At 64.0% G+C, this 19,580-nt stretch carries 16 protein-coding genes; 13 read left to right on the top strand and 3 right to left on the bottom strand.

Translation table 11 applies throughout. The features are described from left to right. Window positions 1-3: 3 nt before the first annotated feature. The 7 genes from SB772_RS13615 (at window position 4) to SB772_RS13585 (ending at window position 8,866) form a co-directional block, all read left to right on the top strand. Entirely contained in the window at window positions 4-654 is a 651-nt protein-coding gene (locus SB772_RS13615; protein WP_410833775.1) for a paraquat-inducible protein A, read from the top strand. Continuing rightward, window positions 647-2,305 (top strand): intermembrane transport protein PqiB, encoded by a 1,659-nt coding sequence (locus tag SB772_RS13610; protein WP_410833774.1) that lies wholly within the window; start codon window positions 647-649, stop codon window positions 2,303-2,305. The genes SB772_RS13615 and SB772_RS13610 overlap by 8 nt, the downstream gene beginning before the upstream one ends. Further along, on the top strand, window positions 2,302-3,045 hold the full coding sequence (locus SB772_RS13605; RefSeq protein WP_410833773.1) for a membrane integrity-associated transporter subunit PqiC: 744 nt from the start codon (window positions 2,302-2,304) through the stop codon (window positions 3,043-3,045). Before SB772_RS13610 ends, SB772_RS13605 begins: the two co-directional genes overlap by 4 nt. A gap of 973 nt (window positions 3,046-4,018) precedes the next feature. Next, window positions 4,019-6,163, top strand: coding sequence for a site-specific recombinase (locus tag SB772_RS13600; protein WP_410833772.1), 2,145 nt, complete (start codon window positions 4,019-4,021; stop codon window positions 6,161-6,163). A 30-nt stretch (window positions 6,164-6,193) separates the two neighbouring features. Beyond that, a complete protein-coding gene (locus tag SB772_RS13595) occupies window positions 6,194-7,486 on the top strand; it encodes a class I SAM-dependent RNA methyltransferase (RefSeq protein WP_410833771.1) in 1,293 nt (430 codons plus the stop codon). 195 nt (window positions 7,487-7,681) lie between these two features. Then, window positions 7,682-8,065, top strand: coding sequence for a VOC family protein (locus tag SB772_RS13590; RefSeq protein WP_410833770.1), 384 nt, complete (start codon window positions 7,682-7,684; stop codon window positions 8,063-8,065). 60 nt (window positions 8,066-8,125) lie between these two features. After that, window positions 8,126-8,866 carry a helix-turn-helix transcriptional regulator gene (locus SB772_RS13585; RefSeq protein WP_410833769.1) on the top strand — a complete coding sequence of 247 codons (741 nt, stop codon included), beginning with the start codon at window positions 8,126-8,128 and terminating at the stop codon, window positions 8,864-8,866. Window positions 8,867-8,911: 45 nt separating this feature from the next. Here the strand turns inward: SB772_RS13585 and SB772_RS13580 are convergent, their stop codons facing one another. The 3 genes from SB772_RS13580 to SB772_RS13570 are packed head-to-tail and all read right to left on the bottom strand — an operon-like array spanning window position 8,912 to window position 11,856. Then, window positions 8,912-10,366, bottom strand: coding sequence for an NAD(P)(+) transhydrogenase (Re/Si-specific) subunit beta (locus SB772_RS13580; RefSeq protein WP_410833768.1), 1,455 nt, complete (start codon window positions 10,364-10,366; stop codon window positions 8,912-8,914). Continuing rightward, complete coding sequence (locus tag SB772_RS13575; RefSeq protein ID WP_410833767.1) at window positions 10,366-10,686, bottom strand: NAD(P) transhydrogenase subunit alpha; 321 nt, start codon at window positions 10,684-10,686, stop codon at window positions 10,366-10,368. The genes SB772_RS13580 and SB772_RS13575 overlap by 1 nt, the downstream gene beginning before the upstream one ends. A 27-nt stretch (window positions 10,687-10,713) precedes the next feature. Further along, complete coding sequence (locus SB772_RS13570; protein ID WP_410833766.1) at window positions 10,714-11,856, bottom strand: Re/Si-specific NAD(P)(+) transhydrogenase subunit alpha; 1,143 nt, start codon at window positions 11,854-11,856, stop codon at window positions 10,714-10,716. Between the two features lie 318 nt (window positions 11,857-12,174). Between SB772_RS13570 and SB772_RS13565 the strand changes: the two genes are divergently transcribed. From SB772_RS13565 to gmhB, 6 genes are all read left to right on the top strand, one after another. Then, entirely contained in the window at window positions 12,175-12,681 is a 507-nt protein-coding gene (locus tag SB772_RS13565) for an NUDIX hydrolase (protein WP_410833765.1), read from the top strand. Window positions 12,682-12,708: 27 nt separating this feature from the next. Beyond that, window positions 12,709-13,866: a tRNA 2-thiouridine(34) synthase MnmA gene (gene mnmA / locus SB772_RS13560; protein ID WP_410833764.1), complete on the top strand. Its 1,158-nt coding sequence runs from the start codon at window positions 12,709-12,711 to the stop codon at window positions 13,864-13,866. A gap of 183 nt (window positions 13,867-14,049) precedes the next feature. Beyond that, complete coding sequence (locus SB772_RS13555; protein WP_410833763.1) at window positions 14,050-15,660, top strand: FMN-binding glutamate synthase family protein; 1,611 nt, start codon at window positions 14,050-14,052, stop codon at window positions 15,658-15,660. Window positions 15,661-15,850: 190 nt separating this feature from the next. Next, window positions 15,851-16,858 (top strand): glycine--tRNA ligase subunit alpha, encoded by a 1,008-nt coding sequence (gene glyQ, locus SB772_RS13550; RefSeq protein ID WP_410833998.1) that lies wholly within the window; start codon window positions 15,851-15,853, stop codon window positions 16,856-16,858. 15 nt (window positions 16,859-16,873) lie between these two features. Further along, window positions 16,874-18,979: a glycine--tRNA ligase subunit beta gene (gene glyS, locus SB772_RS13545; RefSeq protein ID WP_410833762.1), complete on the top strand. Its 2,106-nt coding sequence runs from the start codon at window positions 16,874-16,876 to the stop codon at window positions 18,977-18,979. A 10-nt stretch (window positions 18,980-18,989) separates the two neighbouring features. Continuing rightward, window positions 18,990-19,544: a D-glycero-beta-D-manno-heptose 1,7-bisphosphate 7-phosphatase gene (gene gmhB / locus SB772_RS13540; RefSeq protein WP_410833761.1), complete on the top strand. Its 555-nt coding sequence runs from the start codon at window positions 18,990-18,992 to the stop codon at window positions 19,542-19,544. Window positions 19,545-19,580 lie beyond the last annotated feature (36 nt).

The following is a 19,580-nucleotide window of genomic DNA, read 5'->3' as shown; positions in this document are numbered from 1 at the left end:
ACGATGAAATACGTCACCGCGATGCGTGCGGGCCTGGTCTCCTGCCATGCGTGCGGACGTGTCGAGCCACGCATCCGCTCCGTCACTGCGCAGCACTGCAGCCGCTGCGGCGCTGTGCTGCACCGGCGCAACCCCGACAGCCTGATGCGCACCTGGGCGCTATTGATCGCGGCGGCCTTGCTGTATATTCCGGCGAATCTGTTGCCGGTGATGCACACCTCTTCGCTGCTCGGCTCCGAAGACGACACCATCATGAGCGGCGTCGTCTATTTCTGGACCTCCGGCGACTGGCCGCTGGCCATGATCGTGTTCATCGCCAGCATCATGGTGCCGATGCTCAAGCTCAGCGTGCTGGTGCTGCTCACCGTCACTGCGCAGCGCCGCTCGCGCTGGCGGCCTGGGCAGCGCACCACGCTGTACCGGATGGTCGAACGGATCGGGCGCTGGTCGATGCTCGACGTCTTCGTCGTCACGCTGACCGTCGCGCTGGTGCGCTTCAAGTCGATTGCCGTCATCACGGCCGGGCCGGGCGCCCTTGCCTTCGGCTCGGTGGTGATTCTGACCATGATCGCCTCCATGCAATTCGATCCACGGCTCATCTGGGACAACGTGGAAGGCAGTACCCAAAAACCTCAGGACCTCGAACATGACTAGCCCGCCAGGACCGACGCCCGCCCCCGATGCGCCGCGCAACGATTCGAACGGACCCAGACTGCCGCCTCAACTGCCAGACCCCGAAATCGAACCGCGCAGCCGCTGGCTGCCCTCGCTGGTCTGGGTGATTCCGCTGATCGCCGCGCTGATCGGCGTCGCGCTCGTGATCAAGTCGGTGACCGAAAGAGGACCGACCATCACGATCAGTTTCGTCAGCGCCGAAGGACTCGAGCCCGGCAAGACCAAAGTCAAGTACAAGGACGTCGACGTCGGCGCGGTGAAGACCATCACGCTGTCGAAGGATCTGTCGCACGTGCTGGTCCAGGTGCAGCTCACCAAGGAAGCCGAGGACTTCGCAGTCAAGGATTCGCGCTTCTGGGTGGTGCGGCCGCGGATCGGCGCGAGCGGCGTCTCGGGGCTCGGCACGCTGCTGTCGGGCGCGTACATCGGCGCGGACGCCGGTCACTCGCCGGACAGCGAGTCGCGCTTCACCGGCCTCGAAACCCCGCCGCCCATCACCGGCGACCAGAAGGGCCATCAGTTCGTCCTGCACGGCGACTCGCTCGGCTCGATCGACATCGGCTCGCCGATTTTCTACCGGCGCGTGCAGGTCGGTCAGGTGGTCGGCTTCTCGCTCGACAAGGACGGCACCGGCGTGACCATGCAGGTGTTCGTGGCCGCGCCGTACGACCAGTACGTCGGCACCAACACACGCTGGTGGCATGCGAGCGGCCTCGATTTGCGGCTCGATTCGAGCGGCTTCAAGCTGAACACCCAGTCGCTCGCGACCGTGATCGTCGGCGGCCTGTCGTTCCAGTCGCCGCCGGGCCAGAGCGTGGGCGCGCAGGCGCCGAACAACACGACCTTCCGCCTCGGCTCCGACGAAGCGGACGCCATGCGCGAACCGGACGGCGTGCCGTTGCGTGTGGTGATGAACTTCAACCAGTCGCTGCGCGGGCTGTCGGTCGGCGCGCCGATCGACTTCCGCGGCATTGTGCTCGGCCAGGTGACCAACATCGGCATCGACTACGACCCGAAGACGCGTACCTTCACGATGCCGGTGACGATGAACCTGTACCCCGACCGCCTCGGCAGGCGCTTCCGCGAATCGGCGCCGACACCGGGCACGCTGGCTGGGCAGAGCTTGCTGCAACAGCTCGTCAAGCATGGTCTGCGCGGCCAGTTGCGTACCGGCAACCTGATCACGAGCCAGTTGTACGTCGCGCTCGACATCTTCCCGAAGGCGCCGCCGGCCACGGTCGACGTGACGGGCGACCCGCTCGAGTTGCCGACGATTCCGAACACGCTCGACGAACTGCAACTGCAAGTCGCCGACATTGCGAGGAAGCTCGACAAGGTGCCGTTCGACCAGATCGGTACGAATCTGAACAGCGCGCTGAAGAACGCCGACCAGCTCTTCACGCGACTCGACAAGGAAGTCGTGCCGCAGGCGCGCGACACCCTGGCGGCTGCCAAGCAGACCTTCGGGTCGGCCGAGGCGACGCTGCAGCAGGATTCGCCGTTGCAGTCGGATGTTCATCAGGCGTTGCAGGAACTGACGCGCACGTTGCAGTCGCTGAATGCGCTGTCGGACTATCTGGAGCGCCATCCGGAATCGCTGTTGCGCGGTAAAACAGGAGATAAACCATGATGTTTGCCCGGCTCCCCCGCCCGCCGCGCGGGCTCGTGCGCGGCGCGGCTTATGTTGGCGCTCTGGCCGGACTGGTGGCGATGGCGGCGTGTTCGTCGCCCACTAGCCGCTTCTATACGCTAGGCGCCGAGGGTCTTTCGGCTGGTGCGTCAGCGGCGTCGACGGCTCCGGCTAGCGTTCGGACTTCGGCTGCGCCGGCCTGGCTGATCGAGGTGGCGCCGATCGATGTGCCGCCTCAAGTGGCCAAGAATCAGCTCGTGGTGCAAACGGGACCCACGCAGGTCCAGGTACTGGAGCAGGAACGCTGGGCTTCGTTGCCCGGCGATGAGATTCGTCGGGCTTTGTCGACCACTCTCACGCAACAGCTCGGCACGATCGACGTGTATGGCACGGCTTATCCGGATGCGGTGCCGGTGTATCGGGTCAGCATGAATGTGCAACGTTTCGAGTCATGGCCGGGATCGCACGCGTTGATCGACGCGGTTTGGAGCGTACGGGCCGTACGCAGTACTGCTGTGATGACGTGTCGAAGTGTTGTTAGTGAGCCGGTTGGCGGCGGTTATGACGCGCTCGTCAATGGGCATCGGTTGGCACTGCAGCAGATTTCTCTGCAAGTTGCCGCCGGGGTGAAAGCGATGGCTGTTGTTGCTCCGCAGGGTCGGGCCAGTTCCACTGGCAAGGGGGCTGGTGTTATGGTGGCAGTGCCTGCCTGTCCTTCTGCTGTTGGTACTGCTAGTTAAGGTTTTTTTGCCTTTGGTGGCGGCGTTCTTCTGTGTGCCTGCGGTGTTGGCCTTTCCTTGCTTTGTTATTGGTCTATTAGCGTTCCCCCTGTGCGGGGGGGCACCTACTTTTCTTTGCCGGCCGCAAAGAAAAGTAGGCAAAAGAAAGCGGCTTCACACCGCTAGTTCTTAAGCGGGTCCCCTGGCTTGGAGGGGACAGTGGTGCATCTGGAATCAGTGTTCTCGCACATTCAGCCCTGGTGACAAGGCCATCATTCTTCCGGCGGCGCTGCGCGCGCCGTGGCGGTACTTCATCAAACCGCTTGGCGGTTTGGGCGTCTGCGCCTGGAATCCGTGTTCTCGCACATTCCGCCCTGGTGACAAGGCAGTCATCCTTCCCGCTTCGCACTACGTGCTCGCCGGAACGGTCTGCAAGGGAAACCAGTGGCTTCGTTTGCGCGCGGTGGGGGCCATCGGCTGCGCCTTGGCGAAGCGCCCTGGTGCGCGAGGCGGACCATTACTCCGAGTGAGACGCTAGCGCCTCGGTAAGGCATTGGGGATGCGAGGGCAGGCTACCGCGCCGAACCAGGCGCAGGCGCCCAAACCGCCAAGCGGTTTGATGAAGTACCGCCACGGCGCGCGCAGCGCCGCCGGAAGAATGATGGCCTTGTCACCAGGGCTGAATGTGCGAGAACACTGATTCCAGATGCACCACTGTCCCCTCCAAGCCAGGGGACCCGCTTAAGAACTAGCGGTGTGAAGCCGCTTTCTTTTGCCTACTTTTCTTTGCGGCCGGCAAAGAAAAGTAGGTGCCCCCCGCACAGGGGGAACGCTAATAAACCAATAACAAAGCAAGGAAAGGCCAACACCGCAGGCACACAGAAGAACGCCGCCACCAAAGGCAAAAAAGAAAAAAACACAAAACCTCAAACAGAAGAAAAACAACATGCCATATCCTTCCCCCTAACGACCACCCAGCGCCGCACGCAAAAAAATGTTCACCTCCATTCAAAGATTCATCAAAAAATGGCGCGCCTCCCGCGACAGCGGCCACCAGCTAGACGCGCTGCTAGCGATCGCCGACAGGACAGCGCCATACCCCGACCGCAGCGAGTGGCTGATCGAGCTCGCGCATTGGATCCGCCGCGGGGGCGCCGTGCAACCGGCCGCATCCGGCACCGCATCGGACACCGCATCCGATTCGCGCTCGAACCCCGCGCATACAAGAATCCGCTATCTGCTCAACGTTCTGGACCGCAATCCAGCCTGGAAGGCAAACGTCGCCGGCATCCTCCGCGCGCTGCTACGCGAAAGCGACAGTCTCTCGCTCCTCTGTGATGCAGGCATGCCGGTTCACTCGGGCTTCTTCGGCGCCATGTTCGAACGACTCGAAGCCTCGCTGATTCCGCCCGCGCCGAACCGGCGCGATCTCACCGCGATCGTCACGCTGATGTTCAGCGCCGAGCGCGACGCCGACTGGATCGACGCCATACCGACCGATCTGCTCACGCGCATCCACGCCCTCTTCGACTACGCGCAAGATGCAGACGAACACGAGCAGCGCGAAACCGCAGCGTTCTCGCTCGACCTGCTGGCCGCCCTGCACAACCTCACCTGCCAGATCAGTTCGACCGGTCTGTCGCAAACCGTGCGCAGCCGTCTCGGTGAAGTCGACGTTCGCGATGCCGCCGATGTGCGCGTCGCGATGGAAAAGCAGCCGTTCTACCGGCTCACGCGCGCGATGCTCGCCGTCGAAGCCGCGCATCAAGCGATCGTCGAAGGCGGCCCGCAAGACAAGCTGCTGCATGAGGTCAACTTTCTGCGGCTGCTGCTCGACGAATGCCGCAACGCCACCGACAACGTCTTCGCGCATCTCTATCGCAACGGCGTCAGCGTCGATATCGTGTTTCAGGTCGAACGGATGCGCATGCGCATCATGCGCGCCGAGCATCTGCTCGACGCATGGATGGCGCACGACGACCCGCACGCCGGCGCGCGTCTGACCGCCGAGCTGGTGAACGCCAATCATGCGAGCCAGAGCGTCGCCCACCTGGTGCGCAGCAATTTCTCGCTGCTCGCGCGCAAGGTCGTCGAATACAGCGCCGACACCGGCGAACACTACATCGCGCGCGATCGCGCCGAATACCTGAAGATGCTACGCATGGCGGCCGGCGGCGGACTCGTGACCGTCGTCACGGTATGCATGAAATTCGCGATCTCCGGCGCGCATCTGCAAGCCATGCTCGAAGGCCTGCTGGCCGGCATCAACTACGCAGCCAGCTTCATGCTGATGCACTTCCTGCATTTCTCGCTCGCCACCAAACAGCCGGCGATGACCGCGCCCACCCTCGCGCGTGAACTCGACGGAACCGGCACGCCAGCCGGCGTCGACAGCTTCGTGAGTTCGGTGACCGCGCTGATCCGCACGCAGGCGGCAGCGGTGCTCGGCAACGTGCTGCTGGTGTTCCCGGTGTGCCTCGGCGTGCAATTGCTGTGGCACGCGCTCTTCAACGGCAATCTCATCGCGCCGGAGAAAGCCCACGCGACGCTGCATTCCTTCTCGCTGCTCGGACCGACGCCGTTCTACGCGGCGCTGACCGGCGTGCTGCTGTGGTCGTCGAGCCTGCTCGCGGGTTGGGCGGACAACTGGTTCGTCCTGCATCGCGTGGCCGATGCGCTCGCCTACAACCGGCGGCTGCGCATGACGCTCGGTGCGGCCGGCGCCGCCCGCCTCGCGCAGTTCTGCCGCTCGAACGTGGCGGGCGCCGCGGGCAACATCACCCTCGGCCTGATGCTCGGGCTCGTGCCGGCCATCCTCACCGCCTTCGCGTTCGCTTTCGAAGTGCGCCACGTCACGCTCAGCGCCGGCTCGATCGGCGTCGCGCTCGGCGTGCTCGGTAAAGGCGCTTTGGAGTTGCCTGAGCTGTGGTGGGCGGTCGCGGGGGTCGGCAGCATGGCGATACTGAACGTGGCCGTGAGCTTCGCGCTTGCCTTCTACATGGCGGTGAAGTCGCGCGATTTGCGGCGCACCACGGTACGCTCGCTGCGCGGCGCGATCCGGCAGCGTGTGTTCCGGCATCCGCTCGAACTGGTGTGGCCGGTGCGCCCCCGGGCGCCGCAGCCCGACCGCGTACAATAGCGCGTTATCCAACGCCTTCCGGCAATCTCAATGTCCTTCGACTTCTTCCTTCCCTGTCCGCGCGGCCTCGAAGCCTCGCTTGCCACCGAACTCGCCGAAATTGCCGCGAAACATCTGAACGGCGCGCCGTTCACGGCCGGCGCACAAGTTCCGGGCGGCGTGCATTTCCGCGGGGGCTGGGCCGCCGGCATGGCCGCCAACCTGCATTCGCGCCTTGCGAGCCGCGTGCTGCTCAAAATCGCACACCGGCCATATCGCAGCGAGCAGGATATCTACGCACTCGCGCTCGAACAGCGTTGGGAACAGTGGTTCTCGGCCAACGAAACGCTGCGCGTGGACGTTACCGCGATCAAGTCGCCGCTGCGCAGCCTCGAATTCGCGACCCTGCGCGTCAAGGACGCGATCTGCGACCGTCTGCGTGAAGTCAGCGGCGCGCGGCCGAGCATCGACACCGGCATGCCCGACGTGCGCGTGTTCGCCTTCCTCACCGCGACCGATTGCACGCTCTACCTCGACACCTCCGGCGATCCGCTCTTCAAGCGCGGCTGGCGCCTGGACAAGGGTGCGGCGCCGCTGCGCGAAAACCTCGCGGCGGGCATCCTGCGTCTGACCGGCTGGACGGCCGGTACGCCGCTGTACGATCCGATGTGCGGCAGCGGCACGTTCCTCGCGGAAGCCGCGCAAGTCGCGCTGAATATCGCGCCGGGCGCCGAACGCCGCTTCGGCTTCGAAAAGCTCAAGCAATACGAAGCCAGGACCTGGCAAACGCTGAAGGCCGCCGCGCTCGACGCCAAACACGCCGCCCGCAATTCGCGCGCCGATCTGCAGATCTTCGGCAGCGATATTTCCGGCGACATGCTGGACAAGGCGCGCGCCAACTTCCAGCGCGCCGGCCTGCCGTCGATTCCGCTCAAACAGGTCGACGCGCGCGGCATGACGGCGCCCTCGTCCGAGCCGGGCATTCTCGTCGCGAATCCGCCGTACGGCGAACGGATCGAAGTGCGCGGCCGCAACGCGCGCGGCGAAATCCGCGAAGGCCGCGCAAATCGCGAAAGCCGCGAAGACGAAGGCTTCCGCCGCGCTCAGGAAGAAACACCGGACAGCGAGTTTTTCCAGTCGTTCGGCGACGCGCTGAAGCAGCGCTTCACCGGCTGGCACGCGTTTATTCTCACGTCGGATCGCAAGCTGCCTGGCCAGTTGCGTCTGCGCGAATCGACCAAGACACCGCTCTTCAATGGCGCGCTCGAATGCCGTCTGTTCCGCTTCGATCTGATCGCCGGCAGCGTCCGGCAAAGGCCGCAGAACGATACGCCGGCGGGTTGAGCCCGTCGCGCGACAGCCTTGCTGAACAAGCCGCAAACCGCTGAGGTTCGCGGCTTTTTTCATCTGCACGCGTTCGCATCTATTCGCACTTCCGTCACGCCCTACTGACAGCACGCTGTCAGTAGCCCCTCTGCACACTCCTTCTCACGCCATCCGGCGCTTTGCACGGCTTACCGCCATCCACAGGAGAGTGACATGTCCGCATCATCCAAAGTTGTTGCATGGTTCGAGATTCCGTCGGTCGATTTCGATCGTGCTGTTCGCTTTTACGAAACCGCGCTCGGCGTCAAACTGAATCGCCAGGAAGTCGGCGGCCAGCCGATCGCGATCTTCGGCTACGAGGAGCCGGCCACCGGCGGCGCGATCGTCCACAGCCCGTCGATGACGCCGACCGGCGACGGCGTGCTCGTCTACCTGAACGCGCAACCGACTGTCGACGCCACGCTCGCCCGCGTCGAACAGGCCGGCGGCAAGACCGATGGGCCGGTGATCAAGCTGCCGCAGGACATCGGCTACATCGCGTTCTTCACCGATACGGAAGGCAACCGCCTCGGCCTGCATTCGCGCACCAACGGTTAAACGGCCTGGCGGCAACGGCGGTTATTCGTCGACCGATCCGAATACCGGCCGGAGCATGGCATGCGGCGCTATCATCGCGGGACTGTTCCGGTTCTTTTCTACAAGACGCCCACGATGACGCGCCGCGCCGACCGCCTGTTCCAGATCGCCGAACTGCTGCGCGGACGGCGTCTGACCACCGCGCAACAACTCGCCGACTGGCTCAACATCTCATTGCGCACGGTCTATCGCGACGTGCGCGATCTGCAACTCTCCGGTGTGCCGATCGAAGGCGAAGCCGGCATCGGCTACCGGTTAAGCCGCGCGGCAAGCTTGCCGCCGCTCACCTTCACCGCCGACGAACTGGCCGCACTCGCAGCCGGCGCGCGAATGCTCGAATCGTGGGGCGGCGCCGGCTTCGCGAGCGGTGCGCGCGGCGCGTTGGCGAAGATCGCGTCGGCGATGCCCGCCGACAAACGCGCGAAACTCGAGCGCCTGGCCATCTTCGCGCCGTCGTTTCACATCAAAGCGGATTTTTCCGCGAAGGTGGACGCGCTGCATCGCGCGATCGACGGCCGTCAAGTGGTGAGCTTTGCGTACACCGATGCGAACGGCGCGGCCACCGAGCGGCGCGTATGGCCGCTGGCGCTCGCGTATTGGGGCGCGCGCTGGACACTCGGCGCGTGGTGTGAATTACGTAGCGACTTCCGCAATTTCGGGCTGGAGAAGATCCAGAATCTGCAGGTGCTCGAACACTATCCGGACCAGGAAAACAGACGGCTGGCGGATTTTTTGCGACATGTCAGCGCGAAGCGGCAGTGAGGGTCGCGGCCTGCCGCCTGGCAGGGCGCGAACCGCCGAGGCGCGTCACTCCACTGACTTCACCATATCCTCGATGACCTTCTTCGCGTCGCCGAACACCATCATGGTCTTGTCCATGTAGAACAGATCGTTGTCGAGCCCGGCGTAACCGGCGGCCATTGAACGCTTGTTCACGATCACCGTGCGCGCCTTGTACGCCTCGATAATCGGCATGCCCGCGATCGGCGACTTCGGATCGTTCTTCGCGGCCGGGTTCACCACGTCGTTCGCGCCGAGCACCAGCACCACGTCGACCTGGCCGAATTCGCCGTTGATGTCGTCCATTTCGAACACCATGTCGTACGGCACTTCGGCCTCGGCGAGCAGCACGTTCATGTGGCCCGGCATGCGGCCAGCCACCGGATGAATCGCGTATTTCACCTCGATGCCTTTCTCGACCAGCTTGTCGGTGAGTTCCTTCAGCGCATGCTGCGCACGCGCCACGGCAAGCCCGTAACCCGGCACGATCACCACGGTTTCAGCGTTGCCGAGCATGAACGACGCATCGTCGGCCGAACCGGCTTTCACCGGACGCTGTTCCGCCGACCCACCCGCGGCTGCCGCACCCGGCTCGTTACCGAAGCCCCCGAGAATCACGTTGAAGAACGACCGGTTCATCGCGCGGCACATGATGTACGACAGGATCGCACCGGACGAACCCACCAGCGAACCCGCGATGATCAGCATCGGATTGTTCAGCGAGAAGCCGATCCCCGCCGCCGCCCAACCCGAATACGAGTTCAGCATCGACACCACCACCGGCATATCCGCGCCGCCGATCGGGATGATGATCAGCACGCCGAGCGCGAACGCGATCGCCGTCATGAGGATGAACGGCAGCCACGACTGCGTGAGGAAGAAGATCACGCCGAAGCCGAGCATCGCGATCGCCAGCATCAGGTTGATCAGATGCTGCCCCGCATAGACGACCGGCGCGCCCTGGAAGAGCCGGAACTTGTACTTGCCCGACAGCTTGCCGAACGCGATCACCGACCCGGAGAACGTAATCGCGCCGACGAACGTGCCGATGAACAGTTCGACGCGGTTACCGTACGGCAGGAAACCCGGCACCGGATTCTCCGGATCGACCAGACCGAACGCCGACGGCTCCGACACCACGGCATACGCGATGCACACCGCCGCGAGACCGATCAGCGAGTGCATCGCCGCGACCAGTTCCGGCATCTTGGTCATCTCGACGCGCGCCGCGACGAACGCGCCGACCGCGCCGCCGATCACCAGCGCGACCAGCAGCAGACCGAGCCCCAGGCCGAGATTCGAGCCGAGCGCGGCAGCCTGTTTGGTGATCAGCACGAGGGTCGTGAGGATCGCAATTGCCATCCCGACCATGCCGAAGGTGTTGCCGGTGCGCGCCGTCTTCGGATTCGACAGCCCCTTGAGCGCCTGGATGAAGCAGACCGACGCAACCAGATAAAGCAGCGTGACGACGTTCAGACTCATTACGCATTCTCCTTGGCGGCTAGCTTCTTCGGCTCTTTCTTGCGGAACATCTCCAGCATTCGCCTCGTGACGAGAAAGCCGCCGAATACGTTCACCGCCGCCAGCGCGACGGCGAGCGTGCCGAAGAACTTGCCCGGCGTGCCCAATGTGAGGCCGGTAGCCAGCATCGCGCCGACGATCACGATCGCCGAGATCGCATTGGTCACGGCCATCAGCGGCGTATGCAGCGCCGGCGTGACGTTCCAGACGACGTGGTAGCCGACATAAATCGCCAGCACGAAGATGATCAGGTTGATGACGGTGTGGTTGATGACTTCCATCGCCGTTCTCCTATGTAGTAATTCGCTTCAGGTCTTGCGCGCGACTTCGCCGTCGCGGGCCAGCAGCGTGGCCGCGACGATGTCGTCCGCGAGATCGATGTTCAGGGCGCCTTCCTTGGTGATGATCAGCTTGAGGAAGTCGAGCAGGTTGCGTGCGTACAGCGACGACGCGTCGGCCGGCACCATGGAGGCCAGATTCGTATAGCCGACGATCTGCACACCGTTTTTCGTGACGACCTGGTCCGCTTCGGTCAGCGGGCAGTTGCCGCCGCGCCGGCCTTCGTACTCGGCACCGCGTCCTGCCGCGAGGTCCACCAGCACGGAGCCGGGTTTCATCGCCTGCACGGTTTCCACCGAGATCAGCGTCGGCGCGGGCCGGCCTGGGATCAGGGCGGTCGAGATCACCACGTCAGCCTGTTTGGCCCGTTCATGGACCAACACCGACTGGCGCGCAAGCCAGGAAGGCGGCATCGGCCGCGCATAGCCGCCGACGCCCTGCGCGGCTTCGCGCTCCTCGTCGGTTTCGTACGGCACGTCGAGAAATTTGGCGCCGAGCGATTCGATCTGCTCTTTCACCGCCGGACGCACGTCCGACGCTTCGATCACCGCACCCAGGCGCTTCGCGGTCGCGATCGCCTGCAAACCGGCTACGCCCGCGCCGAGAATCAGCACGCGCGCCGCTTTGACGGTGCCCGCGGCGGTCATCAGCATCGGCATGAAGCGCGGATAGAACGTCGCCGCCACCAGCACCGCCTTGTACCCGGCGATGTTCGCCTGCGACGACAGCACGTCGAGGCTCTGCGCGCGGGTAGTGCGCGGCGCGGCTTCGAGCGCGAACGCGGTGACGCCGGCCGCGGCGAGCTTCAACGCGTTTTCGGCGTTGAACGGATCGAGCATGCCGGCCAGCGTCGCGCCGCGCTTCAATAGCGGCAACTCGGCATCGGTTGGGGACTGGACTTTGAGAACGAGCTCGGCGCCGAAAGCGGTGGCCGCATCGACGATTTCCGCGCCGGCGGCTGTAAAGGCATCGTCAGGAAAGCTCGCGCCGGTGCCGGCGCCGCTCTGGATCGTGACCCGGTGGCCCTGGGTCACGTACTTCCTGACCGTTTCGGGCGTCGCGGCGACGCGTGTTTCATGCGCGCGCGTCTCGGCTGGCACTCCGATGTGCATCGTTGTTCCTCCTCGACTTCCTGTTTTACGACAGATCCGCCGACGAGGCACGCCGGCTTGCGGTTGCAACGGCTAACGCGTCACTTTAACCGAAACTGGGGGGTTCGCTGAAATCGGGGACAATCCGGGGGTCCCGGCCCTGCGGTATGCCCTGGCGGCCGCCGTCCCGGCCCGCGGTTCGCCCGCCGCCGCTCACACGCTGCCGCGCACCTGCCGCGCACCTGCTGCCGCCCGCTGCCACCTGCTCGCCGCCGCTCGCCTGCCGCCGGTCGCCCGCTTCCCGGCAGCCGTGGCCCATAGGCGGTAAAATGCGCTCCCATGAAACCGGAAACCTGGGCGCCGCACGTTACCGTCGCGGCCATCGTCGAGCGTGACGGACGTTTTCTCGTTGTCGAGGAACATACCGTCGACGGCCTGCGCCTGAACCAGCCCGCCGGCCATCTGGAGGCGGGGGAAACGCTTCTGGAAGCGGTCATCCGCGAAACGCTCGAAGAAACCGCCCATCCGTTCGCGCCCGAGGCGCTGGTCGGCATGTATATGACCCATTTCGAGCGGCCCGGCCGTGAAGGCGTGACGTACCTGCGCTTCACCTATTGCGGCCAGAGTGGCGAAGAGCACGCGCAGCGCGCACTCGACCCCGACATCGTCCGCACGCTGTGGATGAGCGCCGACGAATTGCGTGCATGTCCCGAACGGCACCGCACGCCGCTCGTCATGCAATGTATCGACGATTACCTCGCGGGCCGGCGTTTCCCGCTCGACTTCGTGCACACGCATTCGGTCGGGCCCAACAGTCAACAAACGCGGTCGACGACCGATCAATGAAGTCAGGCAGCACGCAGTGAGCACCTTATGAGCAAGCAGAAAGTCGTAGTAGGCATGTCGGGCGGCGTCGATTCGTCGGTCACCGCGTGGCTGCTGAAGGAACAAGGCTACGACGTGGTCGGCCTGTTCATGAAAAACTGGGAAGACGACGACGACAGCGAGTACTGCTCGACGCGGCAGGACTGGATCGACGTCGTCTCGGTGGCGGACCTGATCGGCATCGACGTCGAAGCGGTCAACTTCGCCGCCGAATACAAGGACCGCGTGTTCGCCGAATTCCTGCGCGAATATTCGGCCGGCCGCACGCCGAATCCGGACGTGCTGTGCAACGCTGAAATCAAGTTCAAGGCCTTCCTCGACCACGCAATGTCGCTCGGCGCGGAAACCATCGCGACCGGCCACTATGCACGCGTGCGCGAGAACAACGGCCGCTTCGAACTGCTGAAGGCCTTCGATCACACGAAAGATCAGTCGTACTTCCTGCATCGTCTGAATCAGGCGCAGTTGTCGAAGACGCTGTTTCCGTTGGGCGAGATTCCGAAAACCAAAGTGCGCGAAATCGCCGAACAGATCGGACTGCCGAATGCGAAGAAGAAAGATTCCACCGGCATCTGCTTTATCGGCGAACGGCCGTTCCGCGATTTTCTGAATCGCTATCTGCCGACTCAACCCGGGCCGATGAAAACCACCGACGGCAAAGTGGTCGGCGAACACATCGGTCTCGCGTTCTACACGTTCGGTCAGCGCAAGGGCATCGGCCTTGGTGGCAGCAAGGACGGCAGCGGCGAACCGTGGTTCGTCGCCGGTAAGGATATTGCGTCGAACACGCTGTATGTCGCGCAAGGTCACGATCATCCGTGGCTGCTGAGCCATACGCTCTCGGCGGGCAATACAAGCTGGGTTGCGGGTGAAGCGCCGGCGCAAGGCTTCGCGTGCGGCGCGAAAACCCGCTACCGCCAGGCAGACGCGCCCTGCACATTCAGCGCGGCGGCTAGTGCCGCGGGCATCGCCGAGGGCCTGTTCGAACTGAATTTCGACGCGGCGCAATGGGCTGTCACGCCGGGGCAATCGGCGGTGCTCTACGATGGCGACGTCTGTCTGGGCGGCGGCATCATCGAACACGCGGTGACCGGGCAGCCGGCGGCGCGTCAACCGCAAAGGGCGGCGTTGCTCACCGCCCGCTAAGCAAAAGTCTTATCGTGCGGCGGCACTCGCCGCTGCTGCACGCGCTTCATCCGCTCGTTTCATCTTCAAGCCGCAGCTTCACCCTAAAAGAGCAGTTGTTCGTTTCCCCTCGCGGCGGATTCCGTCTGCGCCCACGGCGTCGGCGTTTCCCGCCGTGACGACCTTCACTGCACTGGAGACTCCATGTTTTCTCGACGTTATCTGGCGATGTGGTGCGCAGTCGTGCTGCTCGCCGTCTGCGCGGCGCTCGCCGCGACGCATCACATTTCGTGGCTCTGGATGATCGTGCCGGTGGCGCTCGTCGCACTCGGCCTCTTCGATCTGACGCAGGAGCGTCATGCGATTCTGCGCAACTATCCGCTGTGGGGCCACTGCCGTTTCCTGTTCGAATTCATCCGGCCGGAAATCCGCCAGTATTTCGTCGAAGGCGATACCGACGAGAAGCCGTTCTCGCGCGCACAACGCAGCATCGTCTATCAGCGCGCGAAAAACGACGTGGATAGCCGCCCGTACGGCACCGAACTCGACGTCAAAGCCGTCGCGCATGAATGGATCAGCCACTCGCTCGCGCCGACCACGCTCGACAATCACGACTTCCGCGTCGTGGTCGGCCGCGATCGCGCGCAGCCTTACTCGATGTCGATCTTCAACGTCTCCGCGATGAGCTTCGGTTCGCTCTCGGCGAACGCGATCATGGCGCTGAACCTCGGCGCGAAGAAAGGCAACTTCGCGCACGACACCGGCGAAGGTTCGATGTCGAAATATCACCGCGAGCACGGCGGCGACATCATCTGGGAAATCGCGTCGGGCTACTTCGGCTGCCGTCACGACGACGGCACCTTCAGCGCGGAGAAGTTCGCGAAGCAGGCCGCCGAACCGCAAGTGAAGATGATCGAGGTGAAGCTCTCGCAAGGCGCGAAACCCGGTCACGGTGGCGTGCTGCCGGCCGCCAAGATCACGCCGGAGATTGCGGAAACCCGCGGCGTGCCGATGGGCCGCGACTGCATCTCGCCGGCCACGCACTCCGAGTTCTCGACGCCGCGCGGCCTGCTCGAATTCATCCACCGCTTGCGCACGCTGTCCGGCGGCAAGCCGACCGGCTTCAAGCTGTGCATCGGGCATCCGTGGGAGTTCTTCGGCATAGCGAAGGCGATGCTGGAGACGGGCATTTTGCCGGACTTTATCGTGGTCGACGGCGCCGAAGGCGGTACGGGCGCCGCGCCGCTGGAATTCACCGATCACGTCGGCGTGCCGTTGCAGGAGGGCCTGCTGCTGGTGCACAACACGCTGGTGGGTATCGGCTTGCGCCAGCGCATCCGCATCGGCGCGAGCGGCAAGATGATCACTGCGTTCGACATCACGAAGACGCTGGCGATCGGCGCCGACTGGGTCAACGCGGCGCGCGGCTTCATGTTCGCGGTCGGCTGCATCCAGGCGCAGACCTGCCACACCGGCCGCTGCCCGACCGGCGTCGCGACGCAGGATCCGGTGCGCCAGCGTGCTTTGGTCGTGCCGGACAAGGCTGACCGCGTGTTCAACTTCCATCACAACACGCTGCACGCGTTGAAGGAAATCATTCAGGCCGCGGGACTCAAGCATCCGGCGGAACTGCGCGCGCATCACATCGTGCGGCGCGTATCGTCGCATGAGGTGCAGTTGATGTCGGAGCTGTTGAAGTATCTCGAGCCGAACGATCTGCTCAATGGCAATTATCGTTATTCGCTGTACGAGAAGTGGTGGCCGGTGGCGCAAAGCGATTCGTTTGCGCCGAAGATGGAACTGGCCGCGACGTAATTCGGTTTGACGACGAAGGGCCGCTTTTATGCGGCCCTTCGTCGTTTGAGGATCCCGCTGGACCCGACCGACCCCGCAAAACGGACACCCCCCTCCCTTTCCGTTAAAATCTACGGTTTAGCACTTCGCTCCACGGCCAGCTCGCGCGCTTCGGCACTTGCGGCGCGGCCCCATGCCCGAAAGGCACTTCATGCTCACGTTTCAGCAAATTATCCTGACACTGCAATCCTATTGGGATAAGCAGGGTTGCGCGTTGCTCCAGCCGATCGACATGGAAGTCGGCGCGGGCACGTCCCACGTCCACACGTTCCTGCGCGCGATCGGCCCGGAACCGTGGCGAGCCGCCTACGTGCAGCCGTCGCGCCGCCCCAAGGACGGCCGCTACGGCGAGAACCCGAACCGTCTGCAGCATTACTACCAATACCAGGTGGTGCTGAAGCCGGCGCCGGAAAACATTCTCGATCTGTACCTCGGCTCGCTGGAAGCGCTCGGCTTCGATCTGAAGCAGAACGACGTGCGTTTCGTCGAAGACGACTGGGAAAACCCGACGCTCGGCGCGTGGGGCCTCGGCTGGGAAGTGTGGCTCAACGGCATGGAAGTCACCCAGTTCACCTACTTCCAGCAAGTCGGCGGTCTGGACTGCAAGCCGGTGCTCGGCGAAATCACCTACGGTCTCGAACGTCTCGCGATGTACTTGCAGAAGGTCGAGAACGTCTACGACCTGATCTGGACCGAGTGGGAAGAGCAAGGCCCGAACGGCCCGGAAATCCGTCGCCTGACTTACGGCGACGTGTATCACCAGAACGAGGTCGAACAGTCGACCTACAACTTCGAGTACGCGAACGTCGAGTTGCTGTTCTCGATCTTCAACAGCTATGAAGCGGAAGCAAAGCGGATGATCGAAGCACAGATCGCGCTGCCCGCGTACGAACTGGTGCTGAAGGCCGGCCATACATTCAACCTGCTCGACGCGCGCGGCGCGATTTCCGTCACGGAACGCGCGGCATATATCGGCCGCATCCGCGCGCTGTCGAAGCTGGTTGCACAGGCTTACTACGACTCGCGCGAAAAGCTCGGCTTCCCGATGCTCGGTAATCCGGTGCACGGCGTGCCCGGCCTCACGACCGACGCACAAGATGCCGCCATGCCCGCGTGGGCGCCACCGCTGAAAGTCGAACGCAAGATCGATCAGGACTGACGAGAACACCTGGAAATGACTCATCCCCATCAAGCTACCCTGCTCGTCGAGCTGCTGACCGAAGAACTGCCGCCGAAAGCGCTCGCGCGTCTCGGCGACGCATTCGCCGAAGGCATCGCGCAGCGCCTCGCGGCGCGCGATCTGATCGAAGGCGAACTGTCGTTCGAACGTTATGCAACGCCACGCCGGCTCGCGGTCACGATCAGGAACGTGCGCGCGGTCGCGCCGGAAAAACACGTGCGCGAAAAAGTGCTGCCGGTTTCGGTCGCGCTGGACAAAGACGGCCAGCCTACCGCGCCGCTCGCCAAGAAACTCGCCGCGCTCGGCTTCCCCGATTTTTCGGTGAGCGACCTGGAACGCGCGTCGGACGGTAAGGCCGAAGCCTTCTTCCTGCGCTACGCCGCACCGGGCGCAACACTCGCCGAAGGTCTGCAAACCGCGCTCGACGAAGCGCTCGCCGTGTCGAAGCTGCCGATTCCGAAGGTGATGACGTATCAGCGTCCGGACGGCACCAACATCCAGTTCGTGCGCCCGGCGCAGCGTCTGACGGTGCTGCATGGCGACCAGATCGTGCCGGTCAGCACACTGGGTATCGACGCCGACGACACCACGCTCGGTCACCGCTTCCTGTCCGAAGGTTTCGTACAGATCCAGCACGCGGAAGCGTACGCCGAGACGCTGATGCACAAAGGCCGCGTGGTCGCGAATTTCGCCGACCGCAAGGAAACGATCCGCACGCATCTGCTCGCGCAAGCCGACGGCGACCAGGTGGTGATGCCGGAATCGTTGCTGGATGAAGTGACGTCGCTGGTCGAATGGCCGGTGGTCTACGCCTGCCGTTTCGAGGACGAATTCCTGCAAGTGCCGCAGGAATGCCTGATCCTGACAATGCAGACGAACCAGAAGTACTTCGCGCTGACGGATGCGAACGGCAAGCTGCGCTCGCGCTTTCTGATCGTGTCGAATATCGAAACGGCGACGCCGGGCGATATCGTCGAAGGCAACGAGCGCGTGGTACGTCCGCGTCTGGCAGACGCCAAGTTCTTCTTCGAGCAGGACAAGAAAAAGCCGCTGGCCGATCGCGTGCCGCTGCTCGCGAATGTCGTGTATCACAACAAGCTCGGGTCGGCGCTGCAACGCGTCGAGCGCGTCGAATCGCTGGCCGGTGCAATTGCCACGCTGATCGGTGCGGACGTTGCGCTCGCCAGGCGCGCCGCGCGTCTGGCCAAGGCCGACCTGATCACCGACATGGTCGGCGAATTCCCCGAGTTGCAAGGCACGATGGGCACGTACTACGCGCGCCACGACGGCGAGCCGGAAGAAGTCGCGCTCGCATGCTCGGAACACTATCAACCGCGTTTCTCCGGCGACGCATTGCCGTCCACCGCAACCGGCACGGTCGTCGCGCTGGCGGACAAGCTCGAAACGCTGGTCGGCATCTGGGGCATCGGCCTGCAACCTACCGGCGAGAAAGACCCGTTCGCGCTGCGCCGCCACGCGCTCGGCGTGCTGCGGATTCTGCTCGAGAAGCAGTTGCCGGTCGATCTCGTCGAACTGCTGCGCACCGCTTACGCGCAATTCGCCGCGGTGCCGAACGTCGCCGATTCGACACAAGCGATCTACGAGTTCTGCACGGACCGTCTGCGCGGCTTGCTGCGTGAACTCGGCTACGCGCCGGGTGAAATCGACGCGGTGCTGGCGCTGAACCCCACGCGCCTCGACGACATCGTCGCGCGACTCGATGCGGTGCGCGAATTCGCGACGCTGGCTGAAGCAGCATCGCTCGCTGCGGCCAACAAGCGCATTTCGAACATCCTGAAGAAGTCGGACGGCGCCACGACCGGCGATGTGCAGGTCACGCTGCTGACCGAAACGGCGGAAAAAGCCTTGCATGCGCAGCTCGAACACGTCACGCCGCGTGTGCAATCGCAACTCGCCGCACGCGATTACACTGGCGCCTTGACTGCACTGGCCGCATTGCGCGAACCGGTCGACACGTTCTTCAACGACGTGATGGTCAACGCCGAAGATCCGGCGTTGCGCGCCAACCGTCTGGCCTTGCTCGGCACGCTGCATCAGCAGATGAATTGCGTCGCCGACATTTCCCGACTCGCCGCCTGAGCCCCGCACCATGCCGACAAGAAAAGTGGTGATCCTAGACCGCGACGGCGTGATCAACGTCGATTCCGACGCGTTCATCAAGTCGCCGGACGAATGGGTCGCGCTGCCGGGCTCGCTCGAAGCGATTGCCCGTCTGAACCAGGCCGGTTATCGCGTCGCGATCGCGACCAACCAGTCGGGCATCGGCCGGGGACTTTTCGACATGAACGCGCTCAATGCAATGCATCTGAAAATGCACCGCATGGCGGCGGCGGTCGGCGGGCGCATCGACGCGGTGTTCTTCTGCCCGCACACGGCGGAAGACCATTGCGAATGCCGCAAGCCGAAGCCCGGCATGTTGAAGATGATCGCCGAGCGCTTCGAAGTCTTGCCGGAATATACGCCGGTGGTCGGCGATGCGATGCGCGACCTGCAAGCAGGCGCCGCACTCGGACATCCGACCCATCTGGTGCTGACCGGCAAGGGCCGCAAAACGCTCGAGGCCGGCGGCTTGCCCGAAGGCACGCGCGTGCACAACGATCTGCGCGCGTTCGCGCTCGACTTCCTTTCCGACGATCACGAGTGATGCGCGTAGAGCGCGTCCCCAACCTTCACTGACCAC

The organism is Paraburkholderia sp. SIMBA_030, assembly GCF_046535245.1.
Taxonomy (GTDB): domain Bacteria; phylum Pseudomonadota; class Gammaproteobacteria; order Burkholderiales; family Burkholderiaceae; genus Paraburkholderia.
Note: the sequence above shows the minus strand (reverse complement) of the source record. Positions and strands in the feature narration are given on the sequence as shown.

Excerpts from the sequence above, each read along its gene's own strand:
- SB772_RS13615 (WP_410833775.1), top strand. The coding sequence starts at position 4 with ATGAAATACGTCACCGCGATGCGTGCGGGCCTGGTCTCCTGCCATGCG.
- SB772_RS13610 (WP_410833774.1), top strand. The coding sequence starts at position 647 with ATGACTAGCCCGCCAGGACCGACGCCCGCCCCCGATGCGCCGCGCAAC.
- SB772_RS13605 (WP_410833773.1), top strand. The coding sequence starts at position 2,302 with ATGATGTTTGCCCGGCTCCCCCGCCCGCCGCGCGGGCTCGTGCGCGGC.
- SB772_RS13600 (WP_410833772.1), top strand. The coding sequence starts at position 4,019 with ATGTTCACCTCCATTCAAAGATTCATCAAAAAATGGCGCGCCTCCCGC.
- SB772_RS13595 (WP_410833771.1), top strand. The coding sequence starts at position 6,194 with ATGTCCTTCGACTTCTTCCTTCCCTGTCCGCGCGGCCTCGAAGCCTCG.
- SB772_RS13590 (WP_410833770.1), top strand. The coding sequence starts at position 7,682 with ATGTCCGCATCATCCAAAGTTGTTGCATGGTTCGAGATTCCGTCGGTC.
- SB772_RS13585 (WP_410833769.1), top strand. The coding sequence starts at position 8,126 with ATGCGGCGCTATCATCGCGGGACTGTTCCGGTTCTTTTCTACAAGACG.
- SB772_RS13580 (WP_410833768.1), bottom strand. The coding sequence starts at position 10,366 with ATGAGTCTGAACGTCGTCACGCTGCTTTATCTGGTTGCGTCGGTCTGC.
- SB772_RS13575 (WP_410833767.1), bottom strand. The coding sequence starts at position 10,686 with ATGGAAGTCATCAACCACACCGTCATCAACCTGATCATCTTCGTGCTG.
- SB772_RS13570 (WP_410833766.1), bottom strand. The coding sequence starts at position 11,856 with ATGCACATCGGAGTGCCAGCCGAGACGCGCGCGCATGAAACACGCGTC.
- SB772_RS13565 (WP_410833765.1), top strand. The coding sequence starts at position 12,175 with ATGAAACCGGAAACCTGGGCGCCGCACGTTACCGTCGCGGCCATCGTC.
- mnmA (WP_410833764.1), top strand. The coding sequence starts at position 12,709 with ATGAGCAAGCAGAAAGTCGTAGTAGGCATGTCGGGCGGCGTCGATTCG.
- SB772_RS13555 (WP_410833763.1), top strand. The coding sequence starts at position 14,050 with ATGTTTTCTCGACGTTATCTGGCGATGTGGTGCGCAGTCGTGCTGCTC.
- glyQ (WP_410833998.1), top strand. The coding sequence starts at position 15,851 with ATGCTCACGTTTCAGCAAATTATCCTGACACTGCAATCCTATTGGGAT.
- glyS (WP_410833762.1), top strand. The coding sequence starts at position 16,874 with ATGACTCATCCCCATCAAGCTACCCTGCTCGTCGAGCTGCTGACCGAA.
- gmhB (WP_410833761.1), top strand. The coding sequence starts at position 18,990 with ATGCCGACAAGAAAAGTGGTGATCCTAGACCGCGACGGCGTGATCAAC.